At 39.4% G+C, this 19,714-nt stretch carries 17 protein-coding genes; 8 read left to right on the top strand and 9 right to left on the bottom strand.

What is annotated here, in order from left to right; all coding sequences use genetic code 11:
• Positions 1-13: 13 nt before the first annotated feature.
• Positions 14-1,759, top strand: coding sequence for a GTPase (locus FTU79_RS13020; RefSeq protein WP_180050545.1), 1,746 nt, complete (start codon positions 14-16; stop codon positions 1,757-1,759).
• On the top strand, positions 1,741-3,870 hold the full coding sequence (locus FTU79_RS13015) for an EAL domain-containing protein (protein ID WP_180050542.1): 2,130 nt from the start codon (positions 1,741-1,743) through the stop codon (positions 3,868-3,870). The genes FTU79_RS13020 and FTU79_RS13015 overlap by 19 nt, the downstream gene beginning before the upstream one ends.
• An 83-nt stretch (positions 3,871-3,953) precedes the next feature.
• On the opposite strand, the gene rpmE is transcribed toward FTU79_RS13015, so the two are convergent.
• The 5 genes from rpmE to FTU79_RS12990 form a co-directional block, all read right to left on the bottom strand.
• Complete coding sequence (gene rpmE, locus FTU79_RS13010) at positions 3,954-4,178, bottom strand: 50S ribosomal protein L31 (RefSeq protein WP_078190165.1); 225 nt, start codon at positions 4,176-4,178, stop codon at positions 3,954-3,956.
• Between the two features lie 217 nt (positions 4,179-4,395).
• On the bottom strand, positions 4,396-4,866 hold the full coding sequence (locus FTU79_RS13005; protein ID WP_180050539.1) for a hypothetical protein: 471 nt from the start codon (positions 4,864-4,866) through the stop codon (positions 4,396-4,398).
• 51 nt (positions 4,867-4,917) lie between these two features.
• The gene (locus FTU79_RS13000) at positions 4,918-5,892 is read right to left on the bottom strand and encodes a bile acid:sodium symporter family protein (protein WP_078190167.1); all 975 of its coding nucleotides are present in this window, start codon (positions 5,890-5,892) and stop codon (positions 4,918-4,920) included.
• A 223-nt stretch (positions 5,893-6,115) separates the two neighbouring features.
• Positions 6,116-6,517 carry a lactoylglutathione lyase gene (gene gloA / locus FTU79_RS12995; protein WP_078191833.1) on the bottom strand — a complete coding sequence of 134 codons (402 nt, stop codon included), beginning with the start codon at positions 6,515-6,517 and terminating at the stop codon, positions 6,116-6,118.
• A gap of 197 nt (positions 6,518-6,714) precedes the next feature.
• Entirely contained in the window at positions 6,715-8,859 is a 2,145-nt protein-coding gene (locus tag FTU79_RS12990; protein ID WP_180050537.1) for an MFS transporter, read from the bottom strand.
• A gap of 184 nt (positions 8,860-9,043) precedes the next feature.
• Between FTU79_RS12990 and FTU79_RS12985 the strand changes: the two genes are divergently transcribed.
• The gene (locus FTU79_RS12985; RefSeq protein ID WP_180050534.1) at positions 9,044-11,698 is read left to right on the top strand and encodes an ATP-binding protein; all 2,655 of its coding nucleotides are present in this window, start codon (positions 9,044-9,046) and stop codon (positions 11,696-11,698) included.
• A gap of 181 nt (positions 11,699-11,879) precedes the next feature.
• Here the strand turns inward: FTU79_RS12985 and grxD are convergent, their stop codons facing one another.
• Positions 11,880-12,221 carry a Grx4 family monothiol glutaredoxin gene (gene grxD / locus FTU79_RS12980; RefSeq protein WP_067762767.1) on the bottom strand — a complete coding sequence of 114 codons (342 nt, stop codon included), beginning with the start codon at positions 12,219-12,221 and terminating at the stop codon, positions 11,880-11,882.
• Positions 12,222-12,419: 198 nt separating this feature from the next.
• Between grxD and FTU79_RS12975 the strand changes: the two genes are divergently transcribed.
• Positions 12,420-13,631, top strand: a complete 1,212-nt coding sequence (locus FTU79_RS12975; RefSeq protein ID WP_180050531.1) for an aspartate aminotransferase family protein — start codon at positions 12,420-12,422, stop codon at positions 13,629-13,631.
• A gap of 68 nt (positions 13,632-13,699) precedes the next feature.
• Here FTU79_RS12975 and FTU79_RS12970 read toward each other — a convergent pair whose 3' ends face one another.
• The 3 genes from FTU79_RS12970 to surE form a co-directional block, all read right to left on the bottom strand.
• Positions 13,700-14,629: a LysR family transcriptional regulator gene (locus FTU79_RS12970; protein WP_180004878.1), complete on the bottom strand. Its 930-nt coding sequence runs from the start codon at positions 14,627-14,629 to the stop codon at positions 13,700-13,702.
• A 92-nt stretch (positions 14,630-14,721) separates the two neighbouring features.
• Positions 14,722-15,552: a peptidoglycan DD-metalloendopeptidase family protein gene (locus tag FTU79_RS12965; protein ID WP_180050620.1), complete on the bottom strand. Its 831-nt coding sequence runs from the start codon at positions 15,550-15,552 to the stop codon at positions 14,722-14,724.
• Positions 15,553-15,666: 114 nt separating this feature from the next.
• Positions 15,667-16,440 (bottom strand): 5'/3'-nucleotidase SurE, encoded by a 774-nt coding sequence (gene surE, locus FTU79_RS12960; protein WP_111884223.1) that lies wholly within the window; start codon positions 16,438-16,440, stop codon positions 15,667-15,669.
• Positions 16,441-16,556: 116 nt separating this feature from the next.
• Here surE and FTU79_RS12955 point away from each other — a divergent pair, with 116 nt between their 5' ends.
• The 4 genes from FTU79_RS12955 (at position 16,557) to FTU79_RS12940 (ending at position 19,447) form a co-directional block, all read left to right on the top strand.
• Entirely contained in the window at positions 16,557-16,931 is a 375-nt protein-coding gene (locus FTU79_RS12955) for an MCR_0457 family protein (RefSeq protein ID WP_168377836.1), read from the top strand.
• 228 nt (positions 16,932-17,159) lie between these two features.
• Entirely contained in the window at positions 17,160-17,546 is a 387-nt protein-coding gene (locus tag FTU79_RS12950; RefSeq protein WP_111884221.1) for an MCR_0457 family protein, read from the top strand.
• A gap of 118 nt (positions 17,547-17,664) precedes the next feature.
• Positions 17,665-18,813, top strand: a complete 1,149-nt coding sequence (gene dacC, locus FTU79_RS12945) for a D-alanyl-D-alanine carboxypeptidase PBP5/6 (protein WP_078191838.1) — start codon at positions 17,665-17,667, stop codon at positions 18,811-18,813.
• A gap of 103 nt (positions 18,814-18,916) precedes the next feature.
• Positions 18,917-19,447, top strand: coding sequence for a gamma carbonic anhydrase family protein (locus tag FTU79_RS12940; RefSeq protein WP_180050528.1), 531 nt, complete (start codon positions 18,917-18,919; stop codon positions 19,445-19,447).
• Positions 19,448-19,714 lie beyond the last annotated feature (267 nt).

The following is a 19,714-nucleotide window of genomic DNA, read 5'->3' as shown; positions in this document are numbered from 1 at the left end:
TTAAATAATAAAGATGACCACGCATACTTCAGATACGTTTTACAATCCGACTGAATTAAAGCTGGATAAATTAAGCTTTTGTCCGACCAATGCTAAAGGTCTGCAAGAGTGGTTAAACGGTATTTCAATTTTACAATTGGGTACCTCATCTAAAGCTTTATTCAATGCCTTACTTGAAATCTCCGAGCTGAAATGCCAAGAGATGTTACGTTTTGATTTGGTTCAAATTTTACATCCGACTATGGAAAGTGTGCTCACAAGCTTAGAAAAACACTTTACCAATCAAAGCCTCATTACCACGGATCGTAATGACCAAATCATTGAATTGGCGATGCTTTTACGCAGTCACTTTGCCAAAATCTATATTGATATTGCCAAACGATGTAATCAGCAGCTTAATCAACAAAAGTTTTCGATTTTTTCATTCGGTCATAAAAAAAGCTTACAAACCGCTCGAATTGCATCAATCTACTATGCGTTGCAACAACTGACACTGTTGTTGTATCAACAACATATGTTGTATGCCACACCGACTGCAGGTCAATGGATTGCGGCACATCAACTGATTGAATGTGCCATTGAACACAATTTCTATCAAAGTAATGTCAATCAGTTACTGGGTACTCAACATCAAATTGCAAATATTGCTCAAGCTTATGCACAATTAATCTTATTAGATATTTTCAATAATCATCAGATTCGCCCTGCTGAAATCCAAGGTTTGTATTTATGTAGCTTTGACTGGGCAAAATTGGTTCAAATCCTACCGAAAGAAACCATGCTTTCACGCTATGTTGTAGACACGAAAAAAGATCACCCACCGATTTATAACTCGAAACAAGATCGGTCTTATCAAGCCAATGTATACATTTCAACGCAAAACTTGCTCGATCATTTGACCGAAACGCAAACTAGAAATGCCAATTATTTATCTAAAAATGAAAAGTTATTTTTAACTCCAGCGCTATATTTCCATATTCATAATATTTTGACCAACAACACTGAACGCCGTCATGAACGTTATGAATATTCTGCGCAAATTAATATTTGCTTTAGCTTAATGGTGGCGCATTTCTATCTCTCTAAAGGTAAAAACTTCCACGAAACTTTAGATTTGGAAGGCAATTATCAATTCCACAATGAAGCCTCTTTTGTCAATTCGCATGATTCAAATATGCCAACAGGCATGACTAATGCGAAAGCGCTAGATCGTGAAGCAAAACAAATTCATACTGCTGACGTATTAGATATTAGTGTGAATGGTTATCGCATTAAATGGACTGGCCCTACCCCTGCTAATTTAAAAACCGGCGAATTTATTTTGATCCAAGAAAATGCTCAAAGCCAATGGCGTGGCGGTGTTGTTCGTTGGATCAAACAATCGACTGAAAAAAGTTTGGAATTGGGTCTCGAAGTACTGGCTCAAGATTTGTATCCATGTTCAGCCCATATTCGTACCGACCGCAATACAACAAATCATCAACCTGCTTTATTGGTACAGACCACACAACTTGATCAAGTGTCTACGACCTTAATTTTACCTGGGGCAAATCTCTTCCGAGAGAAACAAACGATCCACCTTCGCTTAGGCAAAGAAGACATCAAAGTCTATCTCACCAAAGCGCAGTTGGTGACACAAAGCTTTATTCGCTTTGAATATGAATTATTGAATGAAGAGCAAGAAAATGTCGTTAAAGACTATATTGCGAAACAGAGCAATGAGATCAAAAATAACGACTTATGGGAAGCATTAAAGTGAGAAATCCATTACTATCCAAAAAACTAAAACGTACGGAAACTCGATTACTCATTATTGATGATAATCAAATACGTTTTAACCAGATACGTGATTTATTGACAGACAGCGAACATCAAGTTCATGCCATATTACTTGATGATTTACAAAATTTCGAAAAACAGCTGAATCTCAATTGGGACTTGATCATTTTTGGACGTGCTTATGATTTAAAATATGAACAAGCTTTAAGTTTAGTTCAACTATCGAGCCAACCGAATTTACCGATTATTTTACTTAAACCCGAAGACTATCAAGCAGAACAATATGCAAGTTTAGTCAAAAAAGGGATTTATGACATTGTCGATATTGCTGAACCTGAGAGTTTCTATTTTGGTTTAATCCGTGCTTTATCCTTTAGTCGCCTACAACAATCGCAGCAACATTTAATGGAAGAGCTCGAAACAGCTCAAATCCAAACCCAGTCTTTAGTTGAAGATAGTCGTAAAGCGGTTGCCGTGATTCAAGAAGGTATTCATATTCAAGCCAATGCTGAATATCTCACTTTATTTGGTCTAAAAAATGAAGATGATGTAATTGGTCTGCCCCTGCTCGATCTATTACAACCTTCTGACCTCAACGACTTTAAACAACGCTTTAAAAAAATTAGCCAAGGGCAGCTCGATTTAGGACGTTTTGATCTCGTTTCACAAAATATCGCAGTGGCTGGGCAAAACCCACTAAAACTCGACTTTATTGCCGCGGCTGAAGAAGATGCTTTACAGCTCGCAATTGAAATTGGCAGTCAAAGCAGCAATGCTGTAAGCACCGCGCCAGTTGAAGCCAGCCCACAAAAACCAAAAGCTTTTCAACAACTCAACCGTACCATCGGCCAACAACCTGCCAATGTAAATGCATTAGTGCTATTTACGTTGGCTTCTTGCTCAGATGCGATTTTTCAAAAAGATTGGAATACCTATAAGAGCTATTTCACCAATATTAAAGACTTCTTGAAAGATCAGACTCATGCTCCATTATTTAGTTTAGATAATGGTGCAATCGTTGCCTTATTCCAAGCGGATAATCAGCTCAAACTTGATTCTAAGTTGATTGGTCTTAACACCCTGAGCAAACCTCAATTGCTCAGTGTAAACAATGAAACTTATCCATTAAATTTACGCATAGGATACAGTGTTTTAGACAGCGATATTCGTGATGAAGCACATTTTGAAACCTTTGTTGCAAAAGCCTTTAATACTGCGCTACCAACCAACCAACAAGCACCTGAAATCGATTTAACGATTCCATTAGAAATTGATATTCCAAGTTTGGATTTTGGTACACCAGAAGCGCAAATTGCACCGATTGTCGTTAGTGATGAAGCTCCTGTTATTAAGGCCCTTCGCAACTGCTTAGAACGCGGTGAAATTCATCTTAAATATCAACAACTGTATGATAAAGAAGATTCTCATCTTTATACTTATGAAGTAACCAGCGGCTTTATTTTTGAAAATAAATGGAAAGATATCGCCCAACTGCGTGAGTTAGCTGAAGACTCAGAGCTATCCATTAAGTTGGATCGTTGGATCTTGGTTGAATCGTGTAAACAGCTACACAACTTCATCACTCAGTTCCCTGAAGCTAAATTAATCGTTAACCTGAACAAAGAAGTGCTATATAGCGACCGCACCTTCCCTGAGTTTATTTCGAAACTGATTACCATCATTCGTAGTAAATTGAAAAATCCACTTATTTTACAATTTGCCGAAGAAGACATTCAGCTCAATATCGATGCCGCTCAAAAAGCATTTGTTGAACTTCGTAAAAATGGTGCCGAACTGGCTTTACGTAATTTTGGTCATTCGATGTTTAGTGAATCATTATTACGCCAAATGGATGTTCACTGCTTAACATTAGATTCAAGTTTGACCAAAATGCTTGCAAACGATAAGTCGTGCCAAGAGCTCCAAGAAAAAATTACCACTTATCATGAAATCAAAACTGTTGAAATCATGTTACGTGAATTAAATGACATGACACTGTTTGCCAATGCTTGGAATGTCGAAGCTCGCTTTATTCAAGGTGATTATTTCCAGAAGAAACTCGACCATCTCATCGATGTTCAGGACCAATAAGGTTCTGAACATTGCCGATTTAAGGTTTATCTTTTTTATCGGCACAAAAAAACGGGCATAAAGCCCGTTTTTCGTTTTGGATATTAACGTTTGATAGAACGTGACATACCAGCAAAACGTTGTTTGAATTTGTCGATACGACCGCCAGTGTCAACGCTTTTCTGTTTACCAGTGTAGAATGGGTGGCAAGCAGAACATACGTCTAGGTAAATAGTTTCTTTACCAAGAGCTGAACGAGTTTCAATTACGTTACCGCATGAACATGTAGCAACTAAAGTTTCATATTTTGGGTGAATATCGGCGCGCATCGTCGATTACTCCTAAGATTTAAGAAGGTTTAGCTGTCATCGCAATTGATCACTCTTGCATCACTACAAGGAAGGCTTAAAAAAGCAGACCAACACCATAACAGACCATTCTTTTGGCCCACCGAGACGGATACCGCCAGAGCTAAGCACAACAAGTTGGGGCAAATTATAGCTGATTTTTTATTGTTAATAAATAGATATTCAAGGCTGAATCACTCTACTCTTTAGGTTGAGCTTGCTCTAAATATTTCTGATATTGTAATTCGACTGTACGCTGAAATTGCGCTTGATCAAAATGTTTTAATTTTTCAATAAATGCAGGACAAAACGTCGCTGCATTTACTGGCTGTAATGATTTGCTCATGCCCTCTAACATGCCTTGAAGCTGCTGTTTAAATTGTGCATCGACTGGCAAATCAACATCTTTTGCTTTTAATGGCTCTACACCATTAAAACGGACAGCCTGAACCGCAGCAATTAATTTTAGCTTGGCAGCTTGATAAGCCTGATCTAATTCCGTATTCATCTGTGGTTGTCGATCACGACAAAAATCCAACATGGGCTGCAGGCTGATGAGCGGCATTTTTTCAATGACATCACGGTTACTATTTACGGATAAATCCTCTTGGGCATGAACGACTGTGTTCAAACCCAAGAATAAAATGAAGAAGCCTCTTTTAATTTTCATGATTTTTTTTCATCTATATAAGGTATTTTAAAAGGACGTACTCATCTCGCCCTATTCTTGCCCACGGCTTTGTTTTGCCCAAAGGTTGGCAATCACACCACAGACCATCAACTGAATTTGGTGAAAGATCATAATCGGTAAAACTATCATCCCCATCGGCTGCCCAATAAATAAAATTTGTGCCATGGGCACGCCGCTCGCCAAGGTTTTTTTAGAACCACAAAAGAAAATCGTCTTTTGATCAGCTCGGCTAAAGCCCAACCAACGTGGTACATATAGCGCCAATAACATAATGATCGTTAACAGGACTGAGCACGCCACAATCAATAGGAATAAGGTCATACCACTCACTTGATGCCATAGCCCTGCCACCACTGCACTACTGAATGCACCATAGACCACCATCAAAATTGAGCCCTGATCAAATACCTTGACGATTTTTGGCATTTTCTTCATATAAGGAAACACCCAAGGACGGAGGAGCTGCCCTAAAATGAAGGGAATGAGTAATAACAGCGTAATTTGAATAATAGATGCTGTCGGATCGTAGTTATGTTGTGACTGACCAAGAATAAAATAGGCCACCATCACTGGGGTAATAAACATCCCAATAATATTTGAAAATGATGCACTACAGACTGCGCCAGCAACATTACCCTGTGCTACCGAAGTAAATGCAATAGAAGACTGTACTGTCGAAGGTAAAAAGCACATAAACAAAAAACCCCAATACAACTCTTGCCCTAACATCGGCACGAGGATTGGTTTCGCCATTAAACCCAATAATGGAAATAATGCAAAGGTAAAAGCAAAAACTAAAGCATGTAACTTCCAATGCATTATGCCTTCAACCACAGCCTCACGAGATAACTTTGCACCATGGAGAAAAAATAAAATGGCAATTGCAGCCGTGGTAATATAGCCAAAGATTTCTGCAGCTTGACCACTAACAGGCAAAAAAGTCGCAAGTATGACCATTACAAAAAGTAGAATGGTAAAACGATCCAAAGCCAACATTTTCAGCATAACAACATCCTGTACAAATTTCCCTTTAAAGCTCATCGGCAAAAAAAATGCCCAATAAGCTAAATTTACCATTGAGTAAATTTCATCTTACTGGGCCATGTAAATAAAGCCAGCTTTTCTCCGATATATTCATTATTTTAAACGTTGATAGTGAGCTCAACTCAAAAATATTTATAATAAGAATATTCAGCATTACATATGACTTTATATTAATGATTGCAGATTAATTATTTCGTGCATTTGAGTCTTGTTGGATCAACTCAATTTTATAGCCATCTGGATCTTCAACAAAGGCAATGACGGTCACACCACCTTTCATTGGTCCTGCTTCACGTACCACGTTTCCGCCACGTGCTTTAATTTCTTCACAAGCCTTGTAGGCATCATCTACTGCAATAGCAATATGGCCATAAGCATTACCCAATTCATAACTCTCCGTATCCCAGTTATGCGTTAACTCAAGTACAGTATGATTTTCTTCATCACCATAGCCCACAAATGCCAAAGTAAAACGACCTTCTTCATAATCACGCTTACGAAGCAAAGTCATACCGAGTACTTCAGTATAGAACGCCAATGAACGCTCTAAATTGCCTACACGTAACATGGTATGCAGCATGCGCATAATCGAGTTTCCTAAATCTATCATTATGTCTGAATACTATAGGGATTTAACATGCAAAGTTCAATTTAAGTCTAGAACGCATATACCCGCTTATTTCAAATATCCTTGTCCAAAACCGTAGACCTGCTTAGGCTATTTAGTAGCTTAGAATAAAAAAGCCCACTCAAACTGAATAGGCTTTTTCAAGTTAAATTGAATTATGAATTGGATTTCTGTTCATGTTCTCTCAATAGTTTGGCGACCCAAACCACTAAAATTAAAATCGGAATACCAATTAAAGTCGTCATCAAGAAAAAGTTTGGATAACCGATATTGGTCACAATCGTACCTGAGTAACCGCCTAAAATTTTAGGGGTTAAAGTCATTAATGAACTAAAGATGGCATATTGAACCGCTGTGAAAGAAACACTGGTCAAGCTCGATAAAAATGCAATAAATGCCGCGCCTGCAAGACCTGACGCCAAGTTATCGACAATGATCGCGAAATATAGCCACAGCGAACTATAAGGCTTAATGACCTTACCTTTGATGTCCACATTTTGTTCAGCACTAGCCAAATTAATCGGTTGAATATCAACACCAAGCACACCCGCCATATTGGCCGCTGTATTCACTTGATATGTTAAATCGACACTCTTTTTCACTACATCATTTTCTAGCAGTTGAGCCGTTAATGTTTTTTGCTTTGCTGTTTCGAGCGCTTGCCCTGGAATTGCAGCACTAAAAACACCAGTTTTATCAAGCTTCGCGTCGAATGGTTTAGCATCCAAAATAATTTGAATTTTTTGATTTTCTTTTAACTCGCCTGCCAAGTATTGTCCACGGACCACGATACTATTTGCAGTCTCTTGAGCTGAAATCGTGTTATCTGAAGTCACTGGCAGCAACATCATTGCTGAGTTTTCAAAAGCATTATTCAGATACGGCAAACTCACCTGTACTGGATGTTGATTCTTAGACTGATAATCCGCACTGACCTGAATATTTTGATCAGCCGCCAAGACTGCTTTTGGAATTTGAACTGCCCAAGCTCCCGTGTCATCCGGCGTCGCTGTATATTGCTGCCCTGCTACATTTACAGTGACATCGCTTAATGGCTGACCTGATTTGACCAGACCGATAAAAATCAAGTTTGTTGAACTTGCTAAAATCGCACCAACAAACATCAATTTCATAATGTTCATGCGCTGCGCTAGCAAACCGCCAAGGAAGCCACCAACCAAGCTAAATATCACACCATAGACTTTTACAGCTTCGGCAATCTGCTCTTTGGTGAAGTTTAAATCTTGATAAAACACATTAGAAATGACGCCGGCGATAATATCGGAAATACGGTAAAAACCAATAAGTAACAACAACACTAAAGCCAGTTTTAGACCATAACGCTTAAAGAAATCTGCAACTGGATTAACCCAAGTTTCAAATGCCATCTGCTTATTTACAGCACCCGATTTCACTAAAACAGAACCGACACCAAAAGCAACCACAGCTGAACCAATAAAGCGTACAGCCTCTAAACAGAACAAGGCGAATGAGTCTGAAATTTGCCACTGCTCTTTCAAGCTTTCAACCGCTACACCTGAATAGATATAACTCAAGACAAAGGCAACCACCGCAGCAAAGAATACAGCGACTAAACGATAATAGTCGGTCCGTTTATAATGCTTTTGTACACGGTCAACTTGCGGCTCACGTATCGATAAAGTTGTGATAATACCGATAACCATCACAGCAGCCATTGCAAGGTAAGTATATTTCCAAGCTTCATAAATATAGTTACCTTTGGCCGTGCCTAAATATGCAGCCAAAAATAACGCCCCTGCACCTGCCACGATCATGCCGATACGATAACCTGCATTATAGGTCGAAGCTAAAACGGTCTGCATTTCAGTTTCTGCCAACTCAATACGATACGCATCAATCACAATGTCTTGCGTTGCGGCAGAAAAACCAAGTAATACGGCTCCAGCAGCCATTTGGTAAATATAGCTTTGCCCTAAAGCTGGGTCTGAAAATGCCATGATACAAATTGCACAGATAATGAGAACCTGAGCGATCAACAACCATGCACGGCGCCGTCCGAGTTGTTTAGTTAAAAATGGCACAGGCAACTCATCAATTAATGGCGCCCAAACAAACTTAAATGAGTAGCCAAGCGCTGCCCAACTAAAAAAAGTCACTGCACTTTTATCAATTCCTGCTTCACCTAACCAAAGCGATAAACTGGAAAAGATCAGTAAAATTGGGATACCGGCCGAAAAGCCAAGAAAAAGCATAATCAGCGCACGTCGGTCTAAAAATGCAGTAAAAGCAGATTTCCATCCTGAAGCTTGTGTTGTCATGACTCAGTTATTTTTGTCAAAATCGAATGTTGCTATTCAAGCGCTTAATGACAACGGTTTCAACAACATTTATGAAATCATTGTTTTATTTTATCGATATTTCGCATGCTGTTGCTTGATCTTTGGCATTAAACCTGTATACCTTAATTACATATCTCTATTCTTTAGTTTTTTGGATTCAACAGTGACCCAGCGACTTGAACAAATTCACTCTTCTTTATCAACTACCATTAATGAAGCCAACACAAAAAACTTAGCAGAAACAGTAACGACACTAAAGAGCGCTTTTGATCAACCCGAAATACAGAATACTTTAACTAAAACCCAGTTGCAGCCACTTCAGCTGACGCATACACCTGAGCTAAAAAAAATACCAACGTCTACCAAGCGGATCAAACCACTTAATGACTTTTTAGGACAAGATCGTGCCCGAGCTTCGGTCGAGGCTGGCATTGCATTACCCTATTCAGGCTATAACATTTTTGCTGTAGGTACCGCAGGCTTAGGTAAGCGCACCATGATTAAGCGCTTATTACAACAACACGCTAAAAATATGCCAACGCCTTCAGACTGGGTCTATGTCAATAATTTTAAGTTTCCGCGTGAACCGATTGCGCTAAAACTTCCTTCTGGTCAAGCGACAAAATTCCAAGCGTTATTACATCAAAGTTGGCAAACTATATTAAAACAGCTTGAACGTCGCTTCACCGCAGAAACCTATCACAATCGCATTGAAATGATTCGCCAACATGCTGGTGATGAACAACATCTTGCTTTAGTTGAATTAACCCGAGAAGGTGAAGAGCTCGATCTTAAACTGATTTCTCAGGATGATGATCATTGTTTCGTTCCGATGCATTTGGTCGATAACAAATACCAAGAAATGTCGAAAGAAGACATCAATGCTTTAAGCAGCAAACAACGTGCTGAAATTGCGTCAAACGTCCGTTATATGGATAAAAAACTTGAACGCCTTGGTCTACATCTTGGTGATCTTGAAGATGACGCACGCGATAAAGTTCAGGTTTTAAACCGTGAAATTGCTAAACAAGTTGTAATGCCGCGTATTGATCTAATTCAAAATAAATTCAGCATGGTTGAAGGCTTGGAAGATTATCTGAAGCAATATGCAGATGACATCATTCAAAATGTTGAGTTTGTGCTTGAGCAAGAAGAAGATGACTTTACACCTGGCCTATTTAACCGCGTGCCATCTCGCTACCAAGCTAACATTATCGCCACACACAAACCAAATGCTGGTGCGCCCGTTATTTTTGAAGATTTCCCAACCCATTACAATTTGCTAGGTCATGTCGAACAACTGACCCAAAATGGCACCATCACCACAGACTTTACATTAATCCGTCCTGGTGCACTGCATAAGGCCAATGGTGGATTCCTTATCTTGGAAGCTGAACAACTTTTAGAGCAGCCTTATGCATGGCAAGGTCTAAAACGTGCATTAAAGTCAGGACATTTAAAGCTGTCTTCACTTGAACATATGCTTACATTGACAGGCAGTATTTCGATTGAGCCTGAAGCTATTGATTTAAATATCAAAGTGATCCTGCTTGCTGAACCTGATATTTATTACGATATTTTAGAACTCGAACCAGAACTGGGCAGTGTCTTTAAAATTCGTGCCGATTTTACCGATACATTACAACGTAATGACATTAATGAGCAGGCATATATGCAGCTGATTGCTGACTATGTGCAAACAGACAAACTTCTGCCATTTGACCGTACAGCACTTGCTGCACTGTTAACTGATTCAAGTCGTCAAGCTGAAGATCAAAGCTCTTTGTCATTACATGCCCTCACCTTAGGTGATTTGATTCGTGAAGCACATCATCATGCAGCACTTGCTGGCGATAAAATGGTGACAGAAACACATATCAACACCGCTCTTGATCATCGTAAATACCGTCTAGGCTACTTACGTGAATTATATTGGCAAGATCTCACTCGCGGTACACAGTTAATCGAAACCAAAGGTCATCGATTCGGGCAGATTAACGCCCTCTCTGTGATTCAATATGCTGATGTTGAATTTGGTTTACCGTCACGTTTAACGGCTTCGGTTTATCAAGGCGGCGGCGATATTTTAGATATCGAGCGTAGTGTAGAACTCGGTGGTTCTTTACATGCCAAAGGCGTCCTGCTGATGTCGAGTTTCTTAAAGGCACACTTTGGTCGTGAACAAATTTTACATTTTTCTGCTGCCCTTGCCTTTGAGCAAAGCTATGGCCAAGTAGATGGCGACAGCGCAACTGTTGCAGAGCTTTCAGCTCTTATTTCCGCTATTAGCCAATTACCGATCGATCAATCATGGGCAATCACCGGTTCAATGAACCAATTGGGTCAAGTTCAACCGATTGGGGGGGTAAATGCCAAGATTGAAGGCTTCTATGATGCATGTAAATTACAAGGGTTAACAGGCAAGCAAGGTGTGATTATTCCACGCCAAAATATGCAGCACTTGATGTTACGCAAAGATGTGATTGAAGCTGTGCAACAAGGTCAATTCCATATTCACGCCATAGATACCATTGACCAAGCATTAGAAATTTTGATGGCGCGTCCAGTAGGCACTCTTGATAAAAAAGGTCGTTATAGCAAAGGCTCAATCTACGCTGCTGTCATGGAGCAACTTGAATACTGGCAAGCGATTGAAGATGGTGCTGAGTTTGAGGAAGAAGAGCCAAAGAAAAAGAAAAAAAAGAAGAAGTCAAAAAAGGACAAAGATAAAAAGGCAAAGAAGTCTGAAGCTCAAGACAGTACTGCTGAAAATGAGCAAGTCATTGAGGAAAGTCCGACTGAAGACAATCCGTCATAAATCTTCGATGAGTTTATTCATTTGTTGATTTTTCCACCACTCATTGTGCTTTAAATGCCTATGAGGATGGTGGAAAACGCATAAACTCCGATTTTTTTGATAATTAAGTCATAAAAAAAGCGCCTTAAAGGCGCTATTTTTATCTGTATCCAATGATTAAAATCATCAAATACATATCCAATTAAGCTTCCGGAGCTGGGCTATATTGTTCAACTAAAGGTTGTAATTCACCTTTTTGGAACATATCAAGCATAATGTCGCTACCACCGATCAACTCACCATTGATCCATAATTGTGGGAAAGTCGGCCAGTTTGCAATTTGTGGAAGAGTTGCGCGAATATCTTGATTTTCAAGAATATTTACATAAGCAAACGGACGACCAATTTGACTGAGCGCTTCTACTGCACGCGCAGAGAAACCACACTGTGGAAACTGTGGAGTGCCTTTCATGTAAAGTAGAACTGCGTGTTTAGCAATTTGGTCACGAATTAACGCTTCTGTATCGCGTGCTTGTTCAGTCATTGATATATCCTCAATAAATCTGCTTCGCATTATACCCAAAACTGAGTAAAACAATATGACTAAAGCAATATTTCACGTTTTATTTACATTTCAGCTTTTCAAGTGAGTCATATTTTGCTTATATAGACCTCTTGATGCTCATATATATATGGCGTCTCCTCTATATTATTTCAATCACCTGACAAATTAGAGTTAGTCATGAATAACATTACCCTTGCCCCAGTACAAACTGATCAACCATCGCACTTGATGCCAGTCTTTGGCCGCCAACCGATCAGCTTTGTCCGAGGTCAAGGTGCTCACCTGTATACTGCAGATGGCACAGAATACTTAGACGCACTGACAGGGATCGCTGTTTGTGGTTTAGGTCACTCACATCCTGCAATTACAGCAGCAATTGCTGAACAGGCAGCGACCCTCATTCACACCAGTAACTTATTTGAAGTGCCTTGGCAAACGGCTGCTGCGCAAAAATTAGCAGAAGTTGCGGGTATGGAAGAGGTTTTCTTCTCAAATAGTGGTGCAGAATCAAATGAAGGTGCAATCAAAATTGCACGTAAATTTGGTCATATGCAAGGTGTCGCAACACCAAAAATTATCGTTGCTGATCATTCTTTCCATGGTCGTACCATGGCAACCTTATCTGCAACAGGTAACAAAAAAGTTCAAGAAGGCTTTGGCCCATTGGTTGAAGGTTTTATCCGTGTACCTTTCGGTGATATCGAAGCGATTGAGGAAGCGGCGATTCACCACCCTGACATCGTAGCGATTTTGGTTGAGCCGATCCAAGGTGAAGGTGGTGTAAATACTGCACCTCAGGGTTTTAGCTACCTAGAAGAAATTCGTCAAATCTGTAATCAGCACAACTGGTTAATGATGCTTGATGAAGTGCAAACAGGTAATGGTCGTACAGGTAAATACTTTGCGTATCAACACACTAATATTGTTCCTGATGTGCTAACTACAGCTAAAGGTCTGGGTAATGGCTTCCCTATCGGCGCAGTCATGACTCAAGGTCGTGGTGTTGGCGTTTTAACAGCGGGTAACCACGGTTCAACTTATAGCGGTACAGCATTAGGTTCACGTGTGGTTTATACCGTGATTGATACCATTCAAAAAGAAAACCTTGTTGAAAATGCTGCAAATATGGGTGCGTATCTTGTTGAGCAATTCACAGAGCAACTTGCAGAGCAAAACGTGACTGTTCGTGGTTTTGGTTTAATGGTCGGCATTGAATTACCTAAAGCATGTGGCGAACTTGTGAATATTGCACGTGATGAGCATCACTTGATTATTAACGTAACAGCAGGCTCTGTGATTCGTTTATTACCTACGCTGAACATCAATAAAAAACAAGCGGATATCTTGATTGAACGCATTGTTAAAATGGTGAAAAACTTTCTAGCGTAATATGTGCCGAAAGTAAAAAAAGCCGCTAATTGCGGCTTTTTTTATATCTTCTTCAAATTTTTTTGTTTTTATGAGGCTTCTTGGTATACACGTCCGCCTGGTAATTGACTGAAATACAATTTTAATGCATCTAGGCAACGATGAATTTTAGTAGGCTGTTGATCACGTTTAGACATCACCGCATATAGAGTAAATGATGGTAAACGCCATTCTGGTAAAACTTCAACAAGAGAACCGTTTAATAAGTCTTTTTGCGTATCTAGATATAATATTCTTGCAATGCCATGTCCTTGTTGACACATTGCTTTTGCAGCAAATACATTATTTGTTGTAAATCGGGAGTGCACATCCAATGCAACCTGCTCTTTAGTCACTGCATTTTCAAATGCAAAATGCTGAAAGTTTTTAACCAAATTTATTTGAACCATATCATGATTTTGTAAATCTTCTGGTCGTGTAATTAAACTGGTTTGGTTGATATAGCTTGGTGCTGCAACGAGAACTTGTTCAACATGTGCCAATGGCACCACATGAAACTGTTGATCATCAATTTTTGAACTCATTCGTAACGCAATATCAATGCGGCCATCAATTAAGTCGATATATTGATTATCTGCTTCTAGATGAACGGATAAACCGCGATGTGCCGACATCCAATGTGACAATGCAGGAATCACATGATTCGCACAAATTTCTGGTGTCGATGCAATACGTAATTCACCGACTAAGTCGTCACGAAGTTCATTGATACGAATTTTGCCGCGCTCTGCGGCAGATAGCATCTCTTGGCAACTATGAAAAAAAGCTTGTCCAGCTTCTGTCAAACTTAACTTACGTGTTGAACGATGTAAAAGAATGACTTCCATATCCTGCTCTAGTGAGCGGATTTGCTGACTCACGGCACTCGTGGTAATACCTAACTCACGAGCAGCACCGCTAAACGAATTTTTTTCCACAACGCAAGCAAAGACACCCATTGCTCGAAGTTGATCTAACATAAATTTCCCTCATAAACTTATGAGAAGCTTCATCTTTCGATAAAAGCAACTCATTGTATTATACGGGGATATTTTGCTTTTGCATTATATATTTAATTATTTGGTAAAACTGAAGTTGGATTGATTGGTTTACCATCTAAACGCACTTGGAACTCAAGCATCGTGCGGTTGGTACCCGATGAACCCATCTCACCAATTTGCTGCCCTGCTTTCACAGTATCGCCACTTTTGACATTCATTTTACTGTTATGTGCATATGCAGTGATATAGCCATTAATATGCTTCACCAAAATTAAATTGCCGTACTCTTTAAGACCATCGGCTGCATAGACCACTTGACCATCAGCTGCTGCAAAAATAGGATCACCTGTATTACCTACGTAACGTGTTCCTTTCACATTCGATGCTAAGTTATAGCCTTGTAATACCGTAGGACGCGATACTGGACTCACCCAACGTAAACTTGAAGAACTGACCACAGGCGTTGGAACTGTAGTTCGAGTCACTGTCGATGGTGTGGTTGAAGCTTGAGTCACGGGCGCTGTTTGCGTTGGCATTGCAATCGTTTGGCGTTGAATTGGTGCCGCTTGAGTCATGGCTTGTGTAGACGTCGTACGACGAGAGCCACTATTTTTAAGGCGAATGGATTGTCCAACATAGATGCGATAAGGCTGGGCAATATCGTTCATTTCTGCGATGCTGACATAGCTCAAACCATAGCGAGCGGCAATGCCACTTAAAGTATCTCCCGAACGAACTGTATAATAATCCGGAGCAGTCGCATAACGGGTCGCATTATTAATTTGTGGTTTTGACGCACAGCCAGTCATGACCAAAGTTGTAACCACAGCAGCAGATAAAACAAGGGTCTTAAATAATGCTGCAGGAGCGGTAATAACGCGATATTGTGACACCAGGGACATCATCTTCCTCACTAATAATTCAAATATAGTCATTATGAATGGGCTAAGATTAGCAAAAATCCACTCTAAAAAAGTTGCGGCATAACCATTTTCACAAAGTTATAACACTAATACTTAAATTTTAGATAACTCTGCGTGTAAGTTATTCAAAATCTCATAGTTTGTAGCATCCATTTGTATAGGCGTTACACTGACATAACCATTTGCCACGGCAAAGAAATCTGACTCGATATCGGTTAAGCCTTTTTTAGGCTCTGCCACAGCCTCACCTGCCAAGCCAATCCAATAGACTTGACGACCACGCGGGTCTACATGACTGGTAATCGGTTTGGACTGTAAACGTCGCCCTTGATAGGTCACTTTAGTGCCTTGAAGTTCAGCGACATCTGGAATATTGATATTAAAAATATGTCGTGCAGGTAGCGCAGGTAAGCCATTGGCAATAAAGTCATGCACCCATTGTGCAGCTACGGCATAATCTTCAGGGTTGTTATAACTACGCACATTCGGCCCAGCCAAAGACACGGCTAGCGCAGGTTGTTTCATTAGACGACCTTCAAATGCGGCACCGACCGTCCCTGAATACAGCACATCATCACCCAGATTTGCGCCGCTATTGATCCCACTCACCACCAAATCAAATTCAAAATCGAACAGACCATTCATTGATAAATACACACAGTCCGCAGGTGTGCCATTTACCGCCCACATATTTGGTGCAATTTCGACAGGTCGTAATGGTCGATCTAAAGTCAGTGCACTTGAAAAACCACTGCGTTCACTTTCAGGTGCAACAATCACCACACGACCGAGAGGACGCAATGCATGTGCTAAAGCTTGGATACCGGGAGCAAAAACGCCATCATCATTGGCAATTAATATATTCACAACTAAATTTCCATTACTAAAAAATTAAAAATGACTCGCAAGAACATTTTATTGAAATATATGAATAATTATATATATTTACATTTCAACATCCAGCATAAATGTGTGTGTACAAAATGAATAAAACCGTAGCACTTCGTGGTTTATTGGGCTTTGCTCTAGCAGCTTGCATGACTCAAACTGTGGTCGCAGACAATGACTTCACTCAAGAAGAAGCCAATACCATCGTAAAAGAAGACATTGCATCTGCACAAGTCATGTTAGAAGTATGCCCTGCGATTATTGGTCAAAATGCAAAATTTGATGCCAACATTCAAGCACTCACTAAAACATATCTTGCTGATTATTCTGATAAATCAATGACTTTAGAAAAACTACAGTCTGACAGCGAATATAAATCAGTTCTTGAAGAAGCACGTCAAGCTGCTAAAGAAACTGATAAAGCTGAACAAAAATCAGTTTGTGATGACGTTTTAAATTATGAAGGTTAATTGATCATTCAGATTTGGACGCCCTCTCAATAGGTTAGTCCTAATTGCATCAAACCTGCCAAAAAAAGGATGAAGCCTTATAGCCTCATCCTTTTTTCTTTCACAATGTATTGATTTCTAAACAGCTTCAATACAATTTTCTACTGATCTCTACCCAAAATATGATTAAGCTTGGCTAATAAATTTTAGCTATTTGATATCTTTTAGGTTATTTAACAGGTTATTTAAATGAAAAACTCCTTTGTAAAATCTCTTTGTGCCCTTAGCCTTTCTGCTTTTGCTTTCACTACCATGTCTGCACATGCCGCAGATGAAAAAATTGAAGTCACCCCTACACCTCAAGTGACTAGTCAAGAACTTGCAGCTATCTATGTACTATCTGAAGTCTGCCCAAAATTGGTGAATGACAAAGATCAACCAAAGTTTGAAGCGGGTTATGCAAAATTAGCTAAAGAATATATGCCGAATGAAAAGAACCCAGTAAATGCTTTACAGCAACTCAGCAAACAAAAAAGTTTTAAAGACGCTTTAAAAGAAGCGCAGTCTGATGCAAAGAAAGCTGGCGATAAGAAAAATGGTGCGATTTGCAAAGAATTGACTGCTTACAGCAAATAATACCAATTGGTTACAATACTTTTAAAATAAGCCTTTCTCACCCGTAGAAGTCAGCCTAGCTTTGTCCTAAAATGCTAGGCTCTTTGTGCTTATACCTAAGTTATTGGAACCACCCAGAATGACCCGAAAAACCGCCCTTGCCGCATTACTACTTGCACCTAGTTTTTCATTCGCGGCAACTGTCCTTTCTGCACCACCTGAATTAAATAATAAATCTTATGTGCTGATGGACTATGAGACAGGGCAAATCCTTGCTTCTAAAAATGAAAACGAAAAATTAGCTCCTGCTTCAATGACAAAAATGATGACTAGTTACATCATTGAACAAAAGTTGTTAAGCGGTGAACTAACTGAAAATGAAAAAGTACGTATGAATGAGTCGGCTTGGTGTCGCGGCAGTAGCACTGAGTCATGTATGTACGTTCCGCTCAACGGTACTGCAACTGCATTAGAAATGTTACGTGGCATTATCATTCAGTCGGGTAACGACGCTTCTAAAGCTATGGCAGAACATATTGCTGGCAATGAAGGCACCTTTGCCCACATGATGAACCAAGAAGCGAAACGTATTGGCATGGTGAATACTCAATTCATCAATGCGACAGGTATGCCAGCTGAAGGTCATTTCTCGACTGCCAAAGATATGGCGACTCTAGCGCAACATATCATTCATGACAGTTCAAAATACTATCCGATCTATTCTGAAAAAGAATTTACGTTCAATGGCATTAAGCAAGGCAACCGTAATGCCCTGCTTTATACTGACCCAAGTGTAGATGGTTTAAAAACTGGTCATACTGAAGAAGCTGGCTACTGCTTAACGACTTCAGCTAAACGTGGTCCTTTACGTTTAATTTCAGTGATCTTTGGTGCGCCAAGCATGAACGAGCGTGCATCTCAAACACGTGAAATTTTAGCTTGGGGTTATGCAAACTTTGAAACTGTAAAAGTTCAACCTGCTAAACAAGTGCTTGCAAAAGCAAAAGTTTGGTACGGTAAAGACAATGAAGTTCAAGTAGGTCTAGCTGAAAACTTTAACGTGACGATGCCTAAAGGCGAAGCGAACGCCATTAAAACTCAATTGGTTGTTCAACCAAAATTAACTGCTCCTTTAAAACAAGGTCAAGTGGTCGGTAAATACGTTGCAACGCTTAATGGCAAAGTCATTGCTGAAAAACCACTTGTAGCTCTACAAAATGTTGAAGAAGCTGGTTTCTTTGCAAAAATGATTGATCACATCAAACAATTCTTTAGCAACTTATTCTAAGTTTGATGAAAACTCGATATTAAGACTAAAGTGAAAGCATCTAGATTTCGGTCTAGGTGCTTTTTTATTTTATACTGCCTAAAAACCTGTAGATGACTTTCCTATGAGCCAAAACATTCGCCCTTATTTAGACACTGTTCCACGTATTGCTGACTCTTGCTATATCGATGAAATGTCAGTGGTGATTGGCGATGTTGTATTGGCTGAAAATGTCTCTGTTTGGCCATTTGCTGTGATTCGTGGTGATGTAAACCATATTCGTATTGGTAAAAACTCTAATGTGCAAGACCACTCAATGTTGCATGTGAGTCATAAAAAAGCCGATAAGCCTGAGGGTTCTCCACTGATTATTGGTGAAGATGTCACAATTGGTCATCATGTAAAATTGCATGGCTGTAGTATTGGTAATCGTGTTTTGGTGGGTATAGGTACGATTATTTTAGATGATGTAATTGTTGAAGATGATGTGATGATTGGTGCTGGTTCACTGGTTCCACCTAATAAGGTTCTAGAAAGTGGTTATTTATATGTGGGCAGTCCCGTTAAGAAAGTTCGACCTTTAACAGATAAAGAAAAAGCGTTCTTGCCTTATTCAGCGCAGAATTATGTGAAGGTGTCGGGGAATTATAAATAAAATAGATTTTATTTAGGTTAATTTTATATTAAAGCATTATTTCAATGCTAAAAATTTATTTATTGTTTTGCACCTAAAATGCATATATTAGAATAAATATAAAATTAGATAGTATTGCCTTAGTTACATTTTCAAATTTTATTAGATCTCTTTCATAAATCAAAAAACGATCTTCTTTTTGGTTAATATTTGCACTCCGGATTTCTTAGCATTCGTGCATAATCTGCGGATGAAATACATCGATTCAAACAAGCTTTCTGATCCTCA

The organism is Acinetobacter sp. YH12144, from assembly GCF_013418345.1.
Lineage (GTDB): Bacteria > Pseudomonadota > Gammaproteobacteria > Pseudomonadales > Moraxellaceae > Acinetobacter > Acinetobacter amyesii.
This window is presented reverse-complemented; position numbering and strand designations above follow the sequence as displayed.